Source organism: Labrys sp. (in: a-proteobacteria) (genome assembly GCF_047605565.1).
In the GTDB taxonomy this organism is placed as follows: domain Bacteria; phylum Pseudomonadota; class Alphaproteobacteria; order Rhizobiales; family Labraceae; genus Labrys; species Labrys neptuniae.
The window spans coordinates 46,138-60,277 of sequence record NZ_JASGFM010000026.1 but is presented as its reverse complement, the minus strand read 5'-3'; the positions used below and the strand labels follow the sequence as shown (position 1 = coordinate 60,277).

Annotated in this window: 13 protein-coding genes; 8 read left to right on the top strand and 5 right to left on the bottom strand. The window is 66.3% G+C overall.

Features of this window, described 5'->3' with window-relative positions; all coding sequences use genetic code 11:
* Nucleotides 1-5: 5 nt before the first annotated feature.
* Both QM672_RS21390 and mutS read right to left on the bottom strand, forming a co-directional pair.
* Nucleotides 6-2,777, bottom strand: coding sequence for a [protein-PII] uridylyltransferase (locus QM672_RS21390; RefSeq protein WP_376717716.1), 2,772 nt, complete (start codon nt 2,775-2,777; stop codon nt 6-8).
* A 220-nt stretch (nt 2,778-2,997) separates the two neighbouring features.
* Nucleotides 2,998-5,727 (bottom strand): DNA mismatch repair protein MutS, encoded by a 2,730-nt coding sequence (mutS, locus tag QM672_RS21385; RefSeq protein ID WP_415084967.1) that lies wholly within the window; start codon nt 5,725-5,727, stop codon nt 2,998-3,000.
* A 162-nt stretch (nt 5,728-5,889) separates the two neighbouring features.
* On the opposite strand from mutS, the gene nadE reads away from it, so the two are divergent.
* From nadE to hemW, 6 genes are all read left to right on the top strand, one after another.
* Entirely contained in the window at nt 5,890-6,699 is an 810-nt protein-coding gene (nadE, locus tag QM672_RS21380) for an ammonia-dependent NAD(+) synthetase (RefSeq protein ID WP_415084965.1), read from the top strand.
* 79 nt (nt 6,700-6,778) lie between these two features.
* Nucleotides 6,779-7,447 carry a GntR family transcriptional regulator gene (locus QM672_RS21375; protein ID WP_367623665.1) on the top strand — a complete coding sequence of 223 codons (669 nt, stop codon included), beginning with the start codon at nt 6,779-6,781 and terminating at the stop codon, nt 7,445-7,447.
* Between the two features lie 164 nt (nt 7,448-7,611).
* Nucleotides 7,612-8,202 carry a biotin transporter BioY gene (locus tag QM672_RS21370; RefSeq protein WP_311939856.1) on the top strand — a complete coding sequence of 197 codons (591 nt, stop codon included), beginning with the start codon at nt 7,612-7,614 and terminating at the stop codon, nt 8,200-8,202.
* Complete coding sequence (locus QM672_RS21365; RefSeq protein WP_311939858.1) at nt 8,199-8,624, top strand: DUF1284 domain-containing protein; 426 nt, start codon at nt 8,199-8,201, stop codon at nt 8,622-8,624. Before QM672_RS21370 ends, QM672_RS21365 begins: the two co-directional genes overlap by 4 nt.
* Nucleotides 8,625-8,662: 38 nt before the next feature.
* Nucleotides 8,663-9,823: an enolase C-terminal domain-like protein gene (locus QM672_RS21360; RefSeq protein ID WP_415084962.1), complete on the top strand. Its 1,161-nt coding sequence runs from the start codon at nt 8,663-8,665 to the stop codon at nt 9,821-9,823.
* Between the two features lie 132 nt (nt 9,824-9,955).
* A complete protein-coding gene (gene hemW / locus QM672_RS21355) occupies nt 9,956-11,116 on the top strand; it encodes a radical SAM family heme chaperone HemW (RefSeq protein ID WP_415084960.1) in 1,161 nt (386 codons plus the stop codon).
* Here hemW and QM672_RS21350 read toward each other — a convergent pair.
* Nucleotides 11,061-11,831, bottom strand: a complete 771-nt coding sequence (locus tag QM672_RS21350; RefSeq protein WP_394313449.1) for an AcvB/VirJ family lysyl-phosphatidylglycerol hydrolase — start codon at nt 11,829-11,831, stop codon at nt 11,061-11,063. The two genes, hemW and QM672_RS21350, sit on opposite strands and share 56 nt — an antisense overlap.
* 4 nt (nt 11,832-11,835) lie before the next feature.
* The gene (locus QM672_RS21345) at nt 11,836-12,243 is read right to left on the bottom strand and encodes a hypothetical protein (protein ID WP_415084958.1); all 408 of its coding nucleotides are present in this window, start codon (nt 12,241-12,243) and stop codon (nt 11,836-11,838) included.
* A 93-nt stretch (nt 12,244-12,336) separates the two neighbouring features.
* Here QM672_RS21345 and QM672_RS21340 point away from each other — a divergent pair, with 93 nt between their 5' ends.
* Complete coding sequence (locus QM672_RS21340) at nt 12,337-12,705, top strand: GFA family protein (protein WP_415084956.1); 369 nt, start codon at nt 12,337-12,339, stop codon at nt 12,703-12,705.
* 7 nt (nt 12,706-12,712) lie between these two features.
* On the opposite strand, the gene QM672_RS21335 is transcribed toward QM672_RS21340, so the two are convergent.
* Entirely contained in the window at nt 12,713-13,021 is a 309-nt protein-coding gene (locus QM672_RS21335; protein ID WP_311939870.1) for a putative quinol monooxygenase, read from the bottom strand.
* A gap of 292 nt (nt 13,022-13,313) precedes the next feature.
* On the opposite strand from QM672_RS21335, the gene QM672_RS21330 reads away from it, so the two are divergent.
* Nucleotides 13,314-14,138, top strand: a complete 825-nt coding sequence (locus QM672_RS21330) for an alpha/beta fold hydrolase (protein WP_415084953.1) — start codon at nt 13,314-13,316, stop codon at nt 14,136-14,138.
* The last annotated feature ends 2 nt before the right edge of the window (nt 14,139-14,140 follow it).

Below are 14,140 nucleotides of genomic sequence, written 5' to 3'. Positions count from 1 at the left end.
CCCGTTCAGCCCGATTTCCCCTCGCGCCGGAACACCGCCAGCAGATTGCTGCGGATGCTGTCCTGGCGCTGCACGGACGTAATCTTCGCCCCGGTGAGATCGGTGACATAGAACACGTCGACCGCCTTCTCGCCGAAGGTCGCGATATGGGCCGAGGCGATGTTGAGGTTGAGCCGCGAGATCGCCGTGGTGAGGTCGTAGAGAAGGCCGGGACGATCGAGGCCCCAGACCTCCACCACGGTGTGGCGGTTCGACCATTCATTGTCGACCACCACCTCGGGCGCGACCTGGAAGGCCTTCTGCCGCGGCTTGATGGCACCGCGCTTGGCCACGGCTTCCGGCAGGCGGATGGTGCCGGTGAGTGCCTGCTCCATCGCCTGGGCGATGCGGCCGGCGCGCCGCAATTCGTCCTCGTCCTGCGGAAATTCGCGGCTGACGAAAATGGTGTCGAGTGCCAGCCCGTCCGTGGTGGTGTTGATCTGGGCATCGACGATGTTGGCGCCGGAAGCCGCGCAGGCGCCGGTAATGATCGACAACAGGCGCGGATGGTCGGGGGCGAGAATGGTCAGCTCGGTCACGCCGCGGAAGGCATCGGTGGCGACTTCGGTCGCGAGCGTCTCGCCACGTTCGCGCGCGGCGCGGATGAAGCGAGCATGACGCAGGCGACGCGGCAGCTCGACCTTGAGCCAATAGGGCGGGTAGTGGCGTGACACATAGGCATCGACCTCCGCCGCGCTCCAATCGGACAGGCCGGCCCTGAGTTCGTCCTGGGCCAATTGAACGCTGGCGCGCCGGTCGGATTTGGAATGGCCGCCGGCCAGCACCAGCTCGGTTTCCCAGAACAGCGAGCGCAGGAGCTGACCCTTCCAGCCGTTCCACACACCCGGCCCCACTGCCCGGATATCGGCCACGGTGAGGATGAGCAGCAGCTTCAGCCGTTCCAGCGTCTGCACGGTGCCGGCGAAGGTCTCGATGGTCTTGCGATCGGAGATGTCGCGCGACTGCGCCGTCATCGACATCACCAGATGCTGCTCGATCAGCCAGGACACCGTGTCGGTCTGGCCCGGCGTCAGGCCGAGGCGGGGCCCCAATCGCTTGGCGATCTTGGCACCGGCGAGCGAATGGTCCTCCGGCCGGCCCTTGGCGATGTCGTGCAGGAAGGTGGCGACATAGAGGGCGGTGCGGTTCTGGATGGTCGGCATGATCTCGTTGACGAGGGGATGCTCGTCGCCACCCTCGCCGCGATCGATGTCGGCGAGTTCGCCGACCGAACGCAGGAGATGCTCGTCCACGGTGTAGCGGTGATACATGTTGAACTGCATCATCGCCACGACCTTGCCGAAATCGGGGATGAAGCGGCCGAGTACGCCGGCCTCGTTCATGCGCCGGAGCACGGTCTCGGGGGCGTTGCGCGAGGTCAGGATCTCCAGGAACAGCCGGTTGGCCTCGACATTCTCGCGCAGCGAAGCGTTCACCAGCTTGAGCGAGCGGGTGACGAGGCGCATCGCGTCGGGATGCAACGCCAGCGAATGCAGGTCGGCAAGCTGGAACAGGCGGATCAGATTGACCGGATCGCGCGCGAACACCTGGTCGTTGGCGACATTGAGCCGACCCGTCTCGATCACGAAATCCTTGGTGCCGATCAGGGCCTGGCGCTGGCTGCGGCGGAAAGGCGCGATGAAGCGATCCAACATCGCCTTGGGTTTTTCCTGGCGCGCTTCCAGCGCGGCACAGACGATGGCGGTGAGATCGCCGACATCCTTGGCCACCAGGAAATAATGCTTCATGAAGCGCTCGACGCCGCGCAGGCCGCCACGATCCGAATAGCCCAGAAAGGCGGCGATCTCACGCTGGATGTCGAAGGTCAGGCGCTCTTCGGCGCGGCCGGTGAGGAAATGCAGGGCGCAGCGTGTCGCCCACAGGAAGTCCTCGGCCAGGGTGAACTGGCGGTATTCGCGCCGGGTGAACAGGCCGGCCTCGACGAGGTCGGCGGCATCCCTGACGCGATAGACATATTTGGCGATCCAGTAGAGCGTGTTGAGATCGCGCAGGCCGCCCTTGCCTTCCTTGACGTTGGGCTCGACCCGGTAGCGCGAATTGCCGGCCTTGATCAGGCGTTCGTCGCGCTCGGCGAGCTTGGCGGCGACGAACTCGGCTGCCGTGAGCTGGACGAGTTCGCGGTCGAAGCGGGCGGAAAGTTCGCTCGCCAGCCCCATGTCGCCGAGGATCGGACGCGCTTCGAGCAAGGCGGTGCGGATGGTCATGTCGCCGCGGGCGAGGCGCAGGCACTCGTCGATCGTACGCGTGGCATGGCCGACCTTCTGCCCGAGGTCCCACAAGACATAGAGGATGGCCTCGGTGACGCTCTCGCCCCAGGCCGTCTGCTTGGCCGGCAGCAGGAAGAGCAGGTCGATGTCCGACCCCGGCGCGAGGGTGCCGCGGCCATAGCCCCCCACGGCGATGACGGCCATGCGCTCGCCGGCCGTGGGGTTGTGGGTGGTATAGACGTAGCGCGTCACATAGGCGTAGGTGGCGCGGATGATCTCGTCCTCGAGCCAGGACAGCCGCTGGGCGCAGGCCGTGCCGAGACGATCCTCGCTGAACCAGGTGCGGATGGTCTCGCGGCCGTCTCGCAGGGTGGTCTTGAGCAGGGTGACCACCGCAAGCCTGAGGGCGTCGGCATTGCCCTCATGCTCCAGCGCCAAGGCGTCGATCTCGGCTTCGAGCGCCATGCGGTCGAGGACGAGGTGAAGCTCACGATCGGGCTTGTCGAGCATTGCAGGCCTTATAGCGTTTTGCGGTTTGACGGATCACCTAGAATCGCAAAGACGCGTTGGAACAAGGAGTTAGAGCAAATGGGCGTTCACACTTGAACGCGCTTTGCTCTAGGAAGGAGAATTTCGGAGCGCGAACATCCTGTCCGCTCTTCCCATCCTGCGGATGCGGCGTTACCAGGCGTGGATGGCGGCAATGCGGACAGGATGTCCGCGCTCCAACTTACCCCTTCTTGGCGCTATCGCGCTTGGCTTTCAAGGAAAACAAGGCATCGAGCGCCTGGCGAGGCGTCATGTCGTTGGGATCGAGCCCATCGAGGGCTTCGGCGACCTCGTCCGGCACCTTGACCGTTGCCTGTGCCGGCGCCCGGGGGGCTGCGGCGAACAAGGGCAGGTCGTCGACCAGGCGGGCAGCCGGAGCCTGGCGATCGGTCGCCTCGAGCTGCGCCAGCACGGCCCGTGCCCGCTCGACCACGGCGGCCGGCATGCCGGCGAGCTTGGCGACCTGGATGCCGTAGGAACGGTCGGCGGCGCCCGGCACCACCTCATGCAAGAAGACGACGTCGCCATGCCATTCGGTCACCCGCATGGTGGCGTTGGCGAGGCGCGGCAGCTTCTTGGTGAGCTGGGTGAGCTCGTGATAATGCGTGGCGAACAGGGCCCGGCAGCGATTGACGGCGGAAAGGTTCTCTATTGCCGCCCACGCGATGGAGAGGCCGTCGAAAGTGGCGGTGCCGCGGCCGATCTCGTCGAGGATGACGAGGGCGCGGGGACCAGCCTGGTTGAGGATCGCCGCCGTCTCCACCATCTCGACCATGAAGGTGGAGCGCCCGCGCGCCAGGTCGTCGGCGGCGCCGACGCGCGAGAACAGCGCGTCCACCGCGCCGATATGGGCCGATTTCGCCGGCACGAAGGAACCGATCTGCGCCAGGACGGCGATCAGGGCGTTCTGGCGCAGGAAGGTCGATTTACCCGCCATGTTCGGGCCGGTGAGCAACCAGATCCTACCGGCGGCCTTGCTGCCTTCGCCCTCGCCGCTCAATTCGCAATCATTGGCGACGAAGGGCTTGCCCTCGCGCTTCAGCGCCCGCTCGACCACAGGATGGCGCCCACCCTCGATGGCAAAGGCGAGCGAGGTGTCGACAACGGGACGGACATAGTTTTCCTCGTCGGCCAGCACGGCGAGCGACACGATGACGTCGAGAAGGGCGAGGGCCTCGGTGGCGGCCCGGATGGCGGCGCCGTCACCGAGCAAGGCCGCGGCGAGATCGGAGAAGACCTGGAGCTCACTCGCCAGCGAGCGCTCGGCCGCCGAGGCGATGCGCGATTCCAGCGTCGAGAGCTCGGCGGTGGAGAAGCGCATGGCGCCGGCCATGGTCTGGCGATGCACATAGGTCTCGCGCAGGCCCGGCTGCAGGAAGGCTTCACCGGCCTGCTGCGGCACCTCGACGAAATAGCCGATCATGTTGTTGTGCTTGATCTTGAGCTGGCGGACCTGGCTCTCCTCGGCATAGCGCGCCTGCAGGCCGGCGATGACGCGCCGGCTCTCGTCGCGCAGAGCCCTGGTCTCGTCGAGGGCCTGATCATAGCCGGCACGCACGAAGCCGCCATCGCGCTTGAGCAGCGGCAGATCGTCCTGCAGGGCTGCGGCAAGGCGCGCCGCCTGGCCCTGGTCCGGCCTTACCAGGGCCGAGAGAATACCGGCGAGCACCGGCGGCAATTCAGCTTCGCGCTGCCGCAGCAGGGCTTCGACGGCGGCAATGCCGGTCAAGCCTTCCCGGAGAGCGGCGAGATCACGCGGCCCGGCCCGGTCGAGGGCGAGGCGCGCCATGGAGCGGGCGATGTCCGGCGCCGATTTCAGCCGGGCGCGGACCTGGCCGCGCAGCAGGGCCTGTTCGGCGAAGAAGGCCACCGCATCCTGGCGCAGCGCGATGGCCTCGGGCTGTAACAGCGGGCTCGCCAGCCATTGCGCCAGCAGGCGGCCACCGGCCGCCGTCACCGAGCGGTCGACCGCATCGAACAGGGAGCCGGCGCGCTCGCCGCCCAGGGTACGCGTCAGCTCCAGATTGGCGCGTGTCGCGGCATCGATCGCCATATGCGCGCTGGCGCCGTCCCGGCGTGGTGGGTCGAGCGCCGGCTTCTGGCCGACCTGCGTGCGCAGGATATAGGTGACGAGGCCGGAGGCGGCGACCAGCTCGGCTCGCGAGAAGGTGCCGAAGCCATCGATGGTGCCGACATCGTAGAAGGCAGCAAGCCGGCGCTCGGCCTGGCTGCCATCGAAGACGTCGCGCCCGACCGGTGTGACGGCGGCACGGCATTCGCGCCAGAGCGAGGCCAGCTCCGCATCCTCATGCACCGTCTCGGCCATGACCACTTCGGACGGGTCGAGCCGGGCGAGTTCGGCCGGCAGTCCCGCCTCGTCGCATTCGGACAGGCCGAACTCGCCGGTGGAGATGTCGGCGAAGGCGAGACCGTAGCGAGCCTCGTCATCGGAGATGCGCAGGCGCGCCAAAGCCAGCAGCAGATTGGTGCGCGTCGGCTCCAGCAGCGTCTCCTCGGTGATGGTGCCGGGCGTGACCAGCCGGACCACGCCGCGCTTGACCACTGATTTGGAACCGCGCTTCTTGGCCTCCGCCGGATCCTCCATCTGCTCGCAGACCGCGACACGGTGGCCATGGGCGATCAGGCGCTGCAGATATTCGTCGGCCCGGACCACCGGCACGCCGCACATGGCGATGTCCTCGCCCTGATGCTTGCCGCGCTTGGTGAGGACGATGCCGAGCGTCTTGGAGGCGATCTCGGCGTCCTCGAAGAACAATTCGTAGAAATCGCCCATGCGATAGAACAGCAAGGCGCCAGGATGGCCGGCCTTGATCTCGAGATATTGCGCCATCATCGGCGTGACGGGCGCCGACGCATCGGCGGTGTCGAGTTTGCGGGGCGAGGAGGTCATGGCCGCACGCTAGCAGATGCGGTCAAAGGGAGCACGAGGCCGAGGCCGGAGGCTTGTGGATAGGTGGGTCGATCTCCGGATCGCCCCACCACCGCGCCCATATTGACGCTCCCAAACGAACATGGCCTGTTGTCACCCGATTCAATCACGTGAAAGCCGACCATGCCGCAACCGCTCACGCCCGACATCATCGTGCCCGAAGCCTTCGATCCCGCTGCAGAGGCCGAACGGCGCGTCGCCTTCCTGGCCGATTATCTCAAGGCCTCGGGAGGGCGGGCCTATGTGCTCGGTATCTCGGGCGGCGTCGATTCGCTCACCGCAGGCCTGCTGGCACAGGCCGCCGTCGAACGGTTGCGAACCGAAGGGTATCAGGCCCAGTTTCTGGCGATGCGCCTGCCCTATGGCGTGCAGGCGGACGAAAAGGATGCGCAGCAATCCCTGGCGACCATCAAGGCCGACCGCGTCGTCACCGTAAACATCAAGCCGGCCGCCGACGCGATGATGGCCGAACTCATGCGCGAAGCCGGCGATTTGATCGAGGGCCCGCGCTCCGATTTCCACCACGGCAACATCAAGGCGCGCCAGCGCATGATCGCCCAGTTCGGCCTCGCCGGGGCCGTGCGCGGCATCGTCATCGGCACGGACCACGCTGCCGAGGCAGTGATGGGCTTCTACACCAAGTTCGGCGACGGTGCGGCCGACATCCTGCCGCTGGCCGGCCTCAACAAGAGGCGGGTGCGGGCCCTCGCCGCCCATCTCGGCGCTCCGCGCGAACTGGTGTTCAAGGTGCCCACCGCCGATCTCGAAACCAATGTGCCATTGAAGCCCGACGAGGACGCCTATGGCGTGACCTATGACGAGATCGACGATTTCCTGGAGGGCAAGGCCATCGCCGAGGCCTCGCACCAGCGCATCCTGTCGACCTATCGAGCCAGCGCCCACAAGCGCGCTCTGCCCGTGGCGGCGGGGTAGTCGGAGCGCAGGCGGGACGCCCGCGATCCCCGCAAGCCCCTCTCGACAAATCGGCATCGCAGAAATTATCTATAAAATCATGAGCGGGCCCAAGGACGACACCATCGCCATCCGCATCGCCAAGGTGCTGGCGGATCGCATCATCTCCGGGGCGATCGAGCCCGGCGCCCGATTGCGCCAGGACCATGTCGCGGAGGAGTTTGCCACCAGCCATGTGCCGGTGCGCGAGGCTTTCAGGCGCCTGGAGGCACAGGGCCTGGCGGTGAGCGAACCCAGGCGCGGCGTGCGTGTCGCCGCCTTCGACCTGGAAGAGGTCAAGGAGGTCGCCCAGATGCGGGCGGCCCTGGAGGTGCTGGCCCTGCGCCAGGCCGCGCCGCACCTCACCGCCACCATCCTGGACGAAGCCGAGGAAGCCACCAAGGCAGGCGACCGCTCGCGCGACGTGCGCAGTTGGGAAGAGGCCAATCGCCGCTTCCATCGCCTGATCCTGGCCCCCTGCCGCATGCCGCGCCTGCTCGCGGCGATCGACGACCTGCATGCCGCCAGCGCCCGCTTCCTGTTCGCAGCCTGGCGCTCGGAATGGGAAAGCCCGACCGACCAGGACCACCGTGCCATCCTGGCGGCGCTGCGGTCAGGCAAGCTGGACGACGCTGCCGTCACCCTCGCCCGCCATGTGCAGCGGGTCGGCCTGAAACCGGTCCGGTCGGCCTCCGGCGCCACGCGGGAAGCCTTCGCCATCATCGGCTGAGTTCCGGGTGCGCGGGCATCTTGCCCGCTCTTGGAGCCACTATGCCTGCGGGATGAGAAGAGCGTGCAAGATGCCCGCGCACCCGGATATTGCCAAACTTGCCGTTTTGTGACCTCTATAGATCATCGGATTCAAGATTATCTATAATTTCCCGGAGCCTCTCCATGTCGCACAGCGCCACCTCCTCCCTGACCCCGGCTTTCAGCCCCCTCGACATTTCGCGGCGCTCGCTTGGCTGGCAGGCGGCGGCGGTCGTCGCAGGCACGGCCGTACTGGCCCTGGCATCGCATATCCAGGTGCCAATGTTCCCCGTGCCGATGACCATGCAGACCCTGGCCGTGACCTTGATCGGGGCGCTTTATGGCTGGCGGCTCGGTGCCATTACCGTGCTGGCCTGGCTGGCTGAAGCCTGGATGGGTCTTCCGGTCACTGCGACGGGCAGCATCGGCACCCTGTTGTTCGTCGGTCCGACGGCCGGCTATCTGATCTCCTTCCCGCTCGTCGCTGCCCTTTGCGGCTTGCTGGCCGAGCGTGGCTGGAACGGCAACCGCCCGGTTCTCGCCTTCGTCAACATGACCTTGGGCAATGCCCTCTGCCTGGCCATCGGCGGTGCCTGGCTTGGCGCTCAGATCGGCCTGGAAAAGGCTTTCCTGCTCGGTGTCGCGCCCTTCCTGCTCGGCGGCCTGCTGAAGTCGGTCATCGGCGCCGTCACCCTGATGGCCCTGGTTCGCGGCAAGGCCGGCGCCGCCCGGTGACGGTGCGGCTTCGCGCCCACCATCTCCTCTGCATGCTGACCTATGTCGGCAAAGGATACAGCCCCGGCTTCGTCGCCAATTACGACGCGATCGCAGCGCGACTGAGCCAGGGTGAAGACATCGTGATCGTGGCGGGGCCTGATGATATCTGCGCCCCGCTGCTGCAAGAAGTCGATTCGCATTGCCATGAGCCTCGGATCGACCAGCGCGACGAACTCGCCATCCGCGACGTCAGTGCCCTGATGCGCCTACCCGTCCGCACCGGCACTCGCATCGCCCTGACCCCAACCCTGCTGGCACGTTTCCGCGGCGCCTTTGCCGCCAATCTCACCCGCTCGGCCTGTGTAGGCTGCGAATGGTCGGGCCTATGCAGCGAAGTGGCCCGCGACCGCTACCAGGAGTCCCGTGTGAAGCGGGACTGAGACAACCGCGGACGAACCGCCCCCCTGCGGGACCAACCATGCGTATTCTCGACATCCGCGAACGCAGTATCTCGATCTCCCGCTATGCCGGGCCGGTGCAGCCGGGCGGATTGACCACCAGCATCGTCGCCATCGTCACCGATACCTCCCGCGCCGGCCGGCCCCTCATCGGCTATGGCTATGCCTCGGTCGGCCGCTATGCCCAGAGCGGACTGATCCGTGAACGTTTCGCCCCGCGCCTCAAGCAGGCGCCGGCGGATGCCTTATCGGGAAAGGGTGGGGGTCTGGATCCCTTCAAGGCCTGGCAGGCGATGATGGCGGGCGAAAAACCCGGCGGGCATGGCGAGCGCTGCGTCGCGGTCGGCGCCCTCGACATGGCGCTGTGGGATATTGCCGCCAAGCAGGCCGATCTGCCGCTCCACGCCTATCTTGCCGATCGGCTCGGCAGCAAGGCTGCCCAGACCGACAGGGTCCGAGTCTATGCGAGCGGCGGCTATCGCCATCCCCGCGACGACCTTGCCTTGCTGACCGAGGAGATGGGCCGCTTCGCCGATCTTGGCTTCGTCAATGCCAAGATCAAGATCGGCAGCGCCGGCCTCGACCAGGATCTTCGGCGCATCGAGGTGGCCGCCACCGCACTGGGAGCGTCCGGCCGCCTCGCCGTCGACGCCATGAACGCCTATGATCGGATATCCGGCCTGGAAGCGGCCGTAAGGCTCGCCCCTCTGGGCCTGTGGTGGTTCGAAGATATCTGCGACCCGCTCGACTTCGAGGTCCAGTCCGTTTTGGCATCGGCCTATGCGCCGCCGATCGGGGCAGGCGAGGCCCTGTTTTCGGCGGCGGAAGCTCGGCTCCTTGCCCGCCATGGCGGCCTGCGCCCGGATCGCGACGTGCTGCTGTTCGACCCCGTGCATTGCTACGGCCTGCCCGGCTATCTCCAGATCATCGAGGCGATGACCGCGAGGGGCTGGACGAGGCAGGCCTTCTGGCCGCATGGCGGGCACCTGTTCGGCCTGCACCTGGCCGCAGCCCTCGGCCTCGGCGGCGCCGAGATTACCCCCTTTGCCTTCCAACCCTTTAGCGGCCTCGCGGATGACAGTGTGATCGCAGAAGGCTACGCCTCGCTGCCACAGGCCGAGGGAATCGGCTTCGAGGCGAATACGGCGCTGAAGCAGTTGTTCGGGGAGCTTGCGGGGTAACTCGCCTGGAGCGCGGACATCTTGTCCGCCTCTTCCTTGCAGCGTGGTGCTTCCAAGAGCGGACTGGAAGTCCGCGCTCCAAGTCGCGCTCCGGGATTGACGTAGCCCCGAGCAGCTGCCACTTGAGCCGGCATGATCCCCAACTCCTCCGAGCCCGGTTTCGGCGTTTACGTGCATTGGCCGTTCTGCCTGGCCAAATGCCCCTATTGCGACTTCAACAGCCATGTCCGCACCGGCGGCGTCGACCAGGCCGGCTATGTCGAGGCCTACCTCAAGGAAATCGCCCACATGGCCGCCATCGCGCCGGGGCGGCAGGTCCAGTCGATCTTCTTCGGCGGCGGCACGCCCTCGTTGATGGAACCGAAGACGGTCGGCGCAATTCTCGACGCCATCGGCGGCGCCTGGACCATCGCCCCCGATGCCGAGATCTCGCTGGAAGCCAATCCAACCAGTGTCGACGCTGCCCGCTTCGCCGGCTACCGCGCCGCCGGAGTCAACCGCGTCTCCCTCGGCGTGCAGGCGATGAACGATGCCGATCTCAAGCGGCTGGGCCGCATGCATTCGGTGGCCGAGGCCATGGAGGCCGTCGAGATCGCGGCCAAATCCTTCGAACGCTATTCCTTCGACCTGATCTATGCCCGCCCGGACCAGCAGCCGAGGGATTGGCAGGCCGAGCTCGACCAGGCCATCGACCGGGCGGCCGAGCATTTATCGCTCTATCAGCTCACCATCGAGCCCGACACCATGTATGAGCGCCTGGTCGCGGCCGGCAAGCTCATCCCGATGCCGGACGAGGATGCCCGTGTCCTGTTCGACATCACCCGCGAGACCTGCGAACGGCGCGGCCTGCCAGCCTATGAAATCTCCAACCATGCCCGCCCCGGCGCCGAATGCCGGCACAATCTGGTCTATTGGCGCTATGGCGAATATGCCGGCATCGGCCCCGGCGCCCATGGCCGCCTGATCGATGCCACTGGCGTCCGCCGGGCACTGTCGACCGAACGCAGCCCCGAGAAATGGCTCGCGGGAGTCCGCACGAACGGCCATGGTCTCGTCGATGATCAGGCGTTGACGCCGGACCAGCAGGGCGACGAGATGCTGCTGATGGGCCTGCGCCTGGCCGAGGGCATCGATCTCGCTCGTCTCGCCCGGTTGCGCGGCCGGCCCATGGCGGAGGCTACACTGGCCGGGCTGCAGCAAAACGGTATGGTCGAGCGCCGGGATGATCGGGTTCGCGTCACCCGCGCGGGCTTTCCGCTGCTCGATGCGGTGGTGGCGGAACTGGCGGCCTGACGGTCAACCGGCGTAGGATCGCCTGCACCACGGCACCGGCATCGCCATCGCGATCGTGCCCGCCGGGCCGCGCAATGCGCTCGGCTCCGGCAAGCTCGGGCAAGGTGCAGGCGCTGTGCTCCTCCCGGCCATAGAGACAGACCACCTTGCGAACGGGTAGCTGGCGGAGCATCGGAGCGACCGGCACGTCGTCGGCAGCCGGCAAGTCGAGCATTTCCAAGAGGGAAATGCGGAAATTAGCTTCCGGCAGCAATCCGACGAGGGCAATCAGCCTGGTTTCCTGCCGTGTCCTCGGCGAAAGCAGGGGCCAGGCGAAAGGCAGGGCATCGGCGCCGAAGGAATAGCCGGCCAGAGCGATGCGGCCGGCATGCCAGCGTCGGCGATAGACGGCCAGGATACGCTCGATGTCCCGGGCGAGCTCGGCAGGCGAGCGCCCAGTGAAGAAATAGCGACGCGCATCGAGCCCGACGACGCCGATTCCCGCCCGGGCGAGGCGGCGGGCCAGGCTCCGCTCCAGCCCGCCCCAGCCGGTATCGCCCGAGAGAAACAGCACCAGCCCGCCCTGCCCGGCGGGTGCCGGAGAGATTTCGAGCGGCAGGTCCGCGAGGCGGTCAACGGTCACGGAGAGCCGGGCGGCTGCGATTTGCACCGAGCCGAACAGCAGCCCGGATGCGAGCCCCATGGCGAGAACACGCCAGCCGGACCGCCAGGGCAAGCGGCTACCCGGCCTGCCAGGGTTCGACCAAGCCCTGGCGTAGAGCCTCGCTATAGGCTCCCTTGTCGATGGTGCCGACGATATCCTTGTCGAAAGCGATCTCGACGTCGAAGCGATGGCGGGCCGAAAGCTGGCGCAAATGCTCGATCAGCGCCATGGCGCCGGCAAAGTCGGCTTTCTCGCCCGCGATAGTATCTCCGGCGAGGCTGGCGCGTACCGGCAGTTCCACCGTGCAGCCCATATCCGGGGCGGTTTCGCTGACCTTGTGCTTGAAGGCATCCGGCGCCTCGATCGGCCAGTCCACGCCATCGGCGAACTCCTCGATCTCATCGATGATATCATCCATGGCATCCTCGCCGGCGATGCCGAGGAGGTGGAAGGTCAAGGTATGGATCTTGCGGGCGGCGCTCATCAAGCTCTCGTTCTAACGGATCATTGCTGACAGGAAGATGTCAGCAGGCAGGCTTTATCAAGAGCTAGCGCGAAGATCGGAAAGGAACAAGCCATGGCTCTCAAAGGCAGCTGCCATTGCGGCGGCACGACATTCGAATTAAGCGAGGCACCGCAGGAGGTGACGCGTTGCACCTGCAGCTTCTGCTCCAAGCGCGGCTCGCTCTGGGCTTACTACAAGCCCGAACAGTTCCGCTTGACCTCGCCGCCCGAGCAGGTGGCCACCTATCGCTGGGGCTCCAAAACCATCCAGCATCATTTCTGCGCGACCTGCGGCTGCGGCACCTATACGCAGACGCCGGACTGGTCGACCGGCGAGCCCGATTTCGACAACCCCAAGATCAGCATCAATGCCAGGCTCTTCGACGATTTCGAGCTGGAGGCCGTGCCCGTCACCGTGATCGACGGCCGGAATCTGTGGTAGCGGACGCTCAGTCCTTCCGATCGACGCGCAACGGCTGCCAGATCGAGACTTCGCGCGGCTGCGCCAGGAGTTCCGGCAGCGCCTCGTGCCAGGCCTGCCGATAGGGGCGGTTGAGCTGGACGTCGAGTACGTCCTGGTGATCGACCCAGGTTTCATGGAGCAGGAAGCGGCAGGGGTCTTCGGGATCGCTATGAAGCGTGGCGTTCACGAAATTCTCTTCGTGACGCATGGTGTCCAGCAATTCATCGAGCATGACGAGAAAGCGCTCGCGCTGCTCGGGCTTGACGATACCGGTGATCAGATAGGTCACGCTCATTCGACTGTCCTCCTGCGGCATTCCCGCTGCTAAAGCATTTGCGATTTGGTGGAATCACCAGGAATCGCAAAAACATGTTGGAACAAGGAGTTAGAGTAAATAAGCGTTCACGCTTGAACACGCTTTGCTCCAGAGAAAGTGCGACTTCCCGCAATCGCACTTTCTCCCTAACCCGCTGTCTTGACGCCACCGACAATAGCGGGAAGATCGGGGAAGGCGATTACCTGCCGGGTAATCGCCGAGCGCCGTGCGAGCGGGCAGGATCGGGGCCACTCAACCCGGAGGAACCGCCATGACCGCACCTTTCGTCGAGATTGCCGACGGCCACCGCCTTTTCGTTCGCGACTGGGGCCGGGGCGCTCCCGTACTGCTGCTCGCCGGCTGGGCGATGGATTCCAGTGTGTGGGCCGACACCATGACCGGGCTCAACGCCCAGGGCCTGCGTACCATCGCCTATGACCGCCGCGGCCATGGCCGTTCGAGCGATCCCGGCAGCGTCGATTTCGATGGGCTGGCCGACGACCTTGCCGCGGTGATCACCCAACTCGGTCTCTCCGACCTCACCGTGGTTGCCCATTCCTGTGCGGCCGGCGAAGTGCTGCGCTATATCGGCCGCCATGGTGCCGAACGAATCGGGCGCATCGTCATGGTCGGAGCACAAGGTCCATGCCTGCCCGCCGGGCCAGGCAACGAACAGGGCATTCCCAGGGTAGCCATCGAGGCCCTGATGGCCGAACTTGCCGACAATCTGCGGGCCTGGCTCGATGCCAATATCGAACCCTTCGCGCCCGGGGCCGACCAACGCACGCTGGACCGGCTGATCGCCGGCGTGTTCGCCTGTTCGCGTCGCGTCCTGCTCGATCTCCAGCGCGAGATCGTGGAGACGGATTTGCGCGAAGAAGCCGCCGCCCTCAGAGTGCCCGTCACCCTGATCCATGGCGACCGCGACGCCTCGGCGCCGCTGGACCTCACCGGCAGGCGCTATGCTGCCCTGATTCCGGGCGCGGATCTGCTGGTCTATGAGGGCATCGCCCATGGCGTGATGGTGACCCACGCCGCCCGCCTCGCCCGGGACATCGCCAGCATCGCCGCGCGGCTCAGGCCTCTGGCAGCCTGATC